The sequence below is a fragment of the Henriciella sp. genome (genome assembly GCF_049649345.1).
GTDB lineage: Bacteria > Pseudomonadota > Alphaproteobacteria > Caulobacterales > Hyphomonadaceae > Henriciella.
Window position 1 is genome coordinate 1 of record NZ_JBARZC010000571.1, and the last position, 5,474, is coordinate 5,474.

A 5,474-nucleotide genomic window follows, 5' to 3' on the forward strand; every position below is an offset into this window, starting at 1 on the left:
CAGCGGGATTCTCGATCGGATCATCTTCGACGATGAAACCGCTGACAGCTACGAGATTGGCCTGAAAGGCGAAACTTTGAATCGCCGGCTTCGCTTTGAAGCCGCGGCGTTCTATTCCGAATACGACGATCTGCAGGTCAGTATCTTCGATGGCGTCGCTGCGCTCCTGGTGGGCAATGCGGCTTCGGCAACATCTTCGGGACTGGAGTTTCAGAGCCAGTTTGCGGCCACTGATCAGCTCACTCTGGGCGTTTCCAGCACGTTTCTGAACTCCGAATACGACTCGTATGAGGCAGGTCCGTGCTCCTGCGGTCAGGGAACTGTTTGTGACCTGTCAGGTAAAACGCTGCCATATGCGCCGGAATTCTCTGGAGCATTGAACGCAAGCTGGGCAGATACACTCTCTTCCGGTTGGGGTTACGAGCTTCAGGGCAAGGTCTTCCATACGACTGAGTTTTCGACCGCTGGCGACCTCGATCCGGCTGTCGCCCAGGACGCGTTCTCAAAAGTCGACGCGTCTCTGACATTTACGTCGCCCAATGACACATGGACGCTGGCCCTGGTCGGCAAGAATCTAACAGACGAAACGACCGCTCATTTTGGCGACGACATTCCGTTGTCCAACCTCTTGGGCAACAACTACCAACAATATGTGGATCCGCCGCGAACATTGGCGTTTCAGGTCAAGTATCGGTTCCAGTAGCGATGCGCATCAGGGCGCTTTCAATTCCAAAAGGAGAATACTCATGACGGCAAAAGCAGCAGTGCTTCAAAATGGCGTCGACAGCAAAAGCGTACCCACCAGTGCTGAAATGATCGAAAGAGCGCGCGATCTGTCCAAGCTGCTCGCTGCGCAGGCGGGGGAAGCTGAAAAGCTTCGACGGCCGACAGATGACGTTATTCAGGCCCTGAAGGACGCGGAAATTTTCAAGCTGATGTCACCGAAAAAATATGGTGGCTTCGAGATGGATCTGGATACGTTTTTCGAGGTTGGGCTCGCTCTCAGTGAGGGCGATGCCTCAATGGCCTGGGTTGCCAATTTCTATATCGAGCATGTGTGGATCTTTTGCCTGTTTCCAGAACAGTTTCAGGACGAATTGTTCGCAGACAATAGTTATGCTCTGGCGCCAGCCATGTTGTCACCGACCGGACAGGTGACCAAAGAAGAGGGCGGTTTCAGGCTCAGCGGGCGCTGGTCCTGGAGCACTGGGATCATGCATGCCGACTGGGTGCTGCCAGCCGCTATCGTGACCGGCGAGGATGGCAAGCGGGCGCCTGTCTTCTTCGCGCTGCCGCGATCAGAAGTCGAGGTTGAAGACGTCTGGTTCGTAGACGGCATGCAGGGCACTGGAAGCAACGATGTTCTGATCAAGGATAAATTCATTCCAGAGCACAGAATGCTGTCCTTCAAGGCAATGATCGAGGGCGAAGCGCCCGGAGCCAAGGTACACCCGAGCCCTGTGTACAAGACGCCGATGCTGCCGACGCTTGGCTTGGCCGCAGCCATGCCAGCCCTCGGACAGGCGCGGGCCTGCGTGCGAATGTTCCAGGAACGCCTGCACGACCGGATGGAAAATCACGGCACGCGGCGGGTTGGCACCGCTAGCAAGATGCGCCTCGCCCATGCCGAAGTACGGGTCGATCAGATTTATCTTCTTCTTCGAAATCTCGTCGAGGACGTTATGGAGCTGCGCGAGAATGCGACCCGGCTGGACCGGACACGCTGGGCCACCCAGCTCGCCTTCGCGGTCGATCAGTGCAAGAGCGTGATTGCTTATGTGTGCGAGGCCGCTGGCGCTTCTGGTCATTTCCAGTCGAGCCCGCTTGGACGGGCCGCCCGGGATATCAACACAGTGGGCGCACACATTGTGTTCGATCTTGATGCGCGCCTCGAACTTCATGGCGCAGCGATGCTGGGCGAGGAAATACCGGGGATCCTGGTATGATCGTCCTGGAATTGCGGCTGGCTTCGCTCCGGGAGGCTGTGAGATGGCGGTAGTCGATCTCGAGGTTCGCGGGTCGATCGCGCTGATCACCATGAATCGTCCTGAGCAGCTGAATGCGATGGACGCCGAAATGGCGGTGCGCCTGATCGATACATTCGAAGAGGTCCGCCGGTCTGAAGACATTCGCGTCGTGATCCTTACAGGCGCAGGCGAAAAAGCCTTCAGTGCAGGCGGCGACCTGGACGCCGTCATCCCCTTGATGACGGGCGCCCGTCCGCCCGAGACTGAATGGGAAAAGCGCTGGCTCGAAATCCGCAAGTTTGGCGGTCCGTTCAAGACCGATGTCGGCAAGCCGGTTATCGCTGCGGTCAACGGGCATGCTGTCGCGGGCGGCATGGAGATGGTGCTTAATACCGATATTCGGATCTGTGTGCCGAATGCGACTTTTGGGATTCCGGAAGTGAAAGTCGGACTGTTCCCGGGCGGCGGATCGACGGTGCGCCTGCGCGACCAGATTCCGTTTGCCCATGCGATGCACGCGCTACTGACCGGCGACTCATTTTCGGCGGAAGATGCGCTCAGATATGGAATGGTGAACGCCATCGTTTCTGCCGACAGCCTGATGGAAGAAGCGATGAAGATCGCTGAGAAGATCGCGGCGAATGCGCCGCTGGCGGTTCAGGCCATCCGCAGTTCGTTTCGCGATTGTACGGGTGTTCCCGAACAACAGGCTCTCGCAATCGAGTCCGAATATTCGGCGCGCGTTCATGCCACCGAGGACGCCATCGAAGGGCCAAAGGCATTCCTGGAAAAACGCAAGCCCGTCTATCGGGGACGCTGAGCCTCAGAGCGGGAATCAGACACAAATCGAAAGGAGTTGATCATGGATAACAAAGTGCAGGGACTGCATCATCTCGCGATCAGTACAGCGGACATAAAGGCACAGATCGACTTCTTCACCGACAAGCTCGGCATGGAGCTGGTTGCCCTTTACTGGATGCACGGCGCCAAGGAGACTTGGCACGGCTTTCTCAGGATGAATGACGAAAGCTCGGTTGCGTTTGTGCAGAGCCCGCTGGTTGGAAAGGTCGCCCCGAAGCTTGGGGAAACGCATGCGGGCAACCCGACAGCGCCGAGCGCAGCTGGGACCACACAGCACATCGCCCTCAAAGTCGCCGATATGGACGAATTGTTCCGTATGCAGAAACGCTTGCGGTCCAAGGACGTGCCGGTGCTCGGGCCGGTCGATCATGGCTTCTGCAAATCCATCTATTTTGCCGGACCTGAAGGCCTTGCGCTGGAACTGTCCTGCTCGGAAGGGCCGATTGAGCCGAAAAGCTGGATCGACCCGGACGTGGTTTCGCGCGCGGGTATCAATGATGAAGAGTTGGCGCGTTACCTGAATCCGCCGGAATTCGATGTGCCCGAGCAACACGTCGGCCAGCCAGACACGAGCGGGCCGGGCCCGCACATGTCGAACTATCCGCCAGGTATCTACGAAAAGCTGATGGCCTTGCCGGACAAGGACATCTGGGATGCGAGCGAAAACGAGCCACCCGTAAGTGGCAAATCATGAGTGCCAGGAAAGGACCGCTGGCCGGCTTGCGGATCATCGAGCTTGCCGGATTGGGGCCGGCCCCATTTGGCGCGATGCTGCTCGGCGATATGGGGGCGGACGTCATCCGGATCGACCGGACCAGCGGCGGTGGCGGGATCGGCGTTAAGGCAAAATTTGACGTCCTCGCCCGCAATCGCAAGACGGTGCGGCTCGACCTCAAGCATCCGGATGGCAAACAGGCCCTGATGCAGATGCTCGAACAGGCCGACGGCCTGATAGAAGGGTTCCGGCCAGGCGTGCTCGAGCGGCTCGGTTTTGGCCCTGAGGAATTGCTGAAGTGCAATCCGCGTCTCGTCATTGGACGCATGACCGGCTGGGGCCAGGACGGCCCTCTCGCCCAGACAGCCGGCCACGATATCAATTACATCGCGCTGGCCGGCGCCCTCTACAGTATTGGCGAGAAGAACGGACCGCCCGTCCCGCCCCTCAACCTGGTTGGTGATTTTGGTGGCGGCGGCCTCATGCTGGCCTTCGGCATGGTGTGCGCGATGATGGAGGCGAAGGGGTCCGGCCAGGGACAGGTCGTCGATGCAGCGATGGTGGACGGTGCCGCTCTGCTGACAGCGGGCGTTCACGGCATGCTGGCCCAAGGCATGTTCCAGGAAAAACGCGGCGAAACCATCCTCAATGGTGGGGCGCCATTCTATGCGGTGTATGAGTGTTCTGACGGCGAGCACATCACGATTGGCTCCCTCGAGCCGCAATTCTTTGCAGAGTTGATGGCCCGGCTGGACGTGGATGAAGAAACATTCGGCAATCGCAATGATCCGCGACAATGGCCCGACCAGCGCGCCATGCTTGAGGCGGTTTTCAAGACCCGCACCCGGGACGAATGGACCGAGATCCTGGAGGACACCGATGTTTGCTTTGCGCCCGTCCTGCGCATGACGGAAGCGCCTTCGCATCCTCACAATAAGAGCAGAGGCGTGTTCGTCGACGTTGATGGGTCCGTCCAGCCGGCACCAGCGCCAAGGTTCAGCCGGACGCCAGCGGGAGACTGTACGCCGTCCATGGCGCCGGGAACGCATACGGACGATGTCCTGACCGGGTACGGCTTTAGTAGCGAAGACATTCAACGGTTGCATGAGGCCGGGGCAATTGCCGGTCCCCGGGAGGCGAAATGACGCTGATCGGATATGGCCCGGTAAAGAGTGCCGCCGCGCGCACCGACGGGGCGTGATCATGGACCAACGCGATCTTCGCCAGATTTTCAGTGCGTTCGCGACGGGCGTCACAGTCGTGACAGCCTATGATGATGAAGGCGCGCCTGTCGGCATTACGGCCAATTCGTTCACTTCGGTTTCGCTTGAGCCGGCGCTGGTGCTGTGGTGCCTCGACAATCGCAGCCGGCACCTCTCGACCTTCTCAGACGGCACGCCGTTCTCGATCCATATTCTGAGTGAAGGGCAGGAGGACACAGCCATGCAGTTTGCCCGGTCCGGCGCATCGGGCCTGGTGCAGCGCGGCGACGGGGCCAGTGAGCTCACGCCAAAAATCGACGGGGCACTGGCCCGTGTCGAATGCCGCGTCGCAGACCTGCATGTGGCTGGCGATCACACGATCATCATTGGCGAGATCAGGGAGGCCGAGATCGTGGAGGCCGCGCCGCTTGTGTTCCAGAAAAGCCGTTTCGGGCACTTCACGCCGGCGAGCCAGCTCAGCGGACAGGAAGCCTGGCATATCCTTGTCGATATGTGGTCGTGACGGCAGGGAAACAAATGCGTATACAGAGTAAAAGAGCGGACTGGAAAGCTGCTCGCACAGGGAAAGAGGAACCGCGATGAAGGGTATCATGCAGTCTTGGCCGCTGACGGTGAACAAGCTGATCGAGCACGCCAATCATGTGAACCCGACAAGGGAAATCGTCACGCGACGCGTCGAAGGACATATCGAGCGAACGACCTACCGTG

General features: G+C 59.1%; 6 protein-coding genes. All 6 read left to right on the forward strand.

What is annotated here, in order from left to right; translation table 11 throughout:
• The coding region (locus tag WA989_RS15815) for a TonB-dependent receptor domain-containing protein (RefSeq protein ID WP_424341442.1) at positions 1-703 on the forward strand (703 nt) is incomplete at its 5' end.
• Positions 704-746: 43 nt separating this feature from the next.
• On the forward strand, positions 747-1,946 hold the full coding sequence (locus tag WA989_RS15820) for an acyl-CoA dehydrogenase (protein WP_424341443.1): 1,200 nt from the start codon (positions 747-749) through the stop codon (positions 1,944-1,946).
• Between the two features lie 43 nt (positions 1,947-1,989).
• The gene (locus WA989_RS15825; protein ID WP_424341444.1) at positions 1,990-2,787 is read left to right on the forward strand and encodes an enoyl-CoA hydratase/isomerase family protein; all 798 of its coding nucleotides are present in this window, start codon (positions 1,990-1,992) and stop codon (positions 2,785-2,787) included.
• A gap of 42 nt (positions 2,788-2,829) precedes the next feature.
• Complete coding sequence (locus tag WA989_RS15830; protein WP_424341445.1) at positions 2,830-3,522, forward strand: VOC family protein; 693 nt, start codon at positions 2,830-2,832, stop codon at positions 3,520-3,522.
• Complete coding sequence (locus tag WA989_RS15835) at positions 3,519-4,688, forward strand: CaiB/BaiF CoA transferase family protein (RefSeq protein WP_424341446.1); 1,170 nt, start codon at positions 3,519-3,521, stop codon at positions 4,686-4,688. The genes WA989_RS15830 and WA989_RS15835 overlap by 4 nt, the downstream gene beginning before the upstream one ends.
• A 58-nt stretch (positions 4,689-4,746) precedes the next feature.
• Positions 4,747-5,268, forward strand: a complete 522-nt coding sequence (locus WA989_RS15840; protein ID WP_424341447.1) for a flavin reductase family protein — start codon at positions 4,747-4,749, stop codon at positions 5,266-5,268.
• The last annotated feature ends 206 nt before the right edge of the window (positions 5,269-5,474 follow it).

Coding starts and splice junctions, on each gene's coding strand:
- WA989_RS15820 (WP_424341443.1), top strand. CDS start 747: ATGACGGCAAAAGCAGCAGTGCTTCAAAATGGCGTCGACAGCAAAAGC.
- WA989_RS15835 (WP_424341446.1), top strand. CDS start 3,519: ATGAGTGCCAGGAAAGGACCGCTGGCCGGCTTGCGGATCATCGAGCTT.
- WA989_RS15825 (WP_424341444.1), top strand. CDS start 1,990: ATGGCGGTAGTCGATCTCGAGGTTCGCGGGTCGATCGCGCTGATCACC.
- WA989_RS15840 (WP_424341447.1), top strand. CDS start 4,747: ATGGACCAACGCGATCTTCGCCAGATTTTCAGTGCGTTCGCGACGGGC.
- WA989_RS15830 (WP_424341445.1), top strand. CDS start 2,830: ATGGATAACAAAGTGCAGGGACTGCATCATCTCGCGATCAGTACAGCG.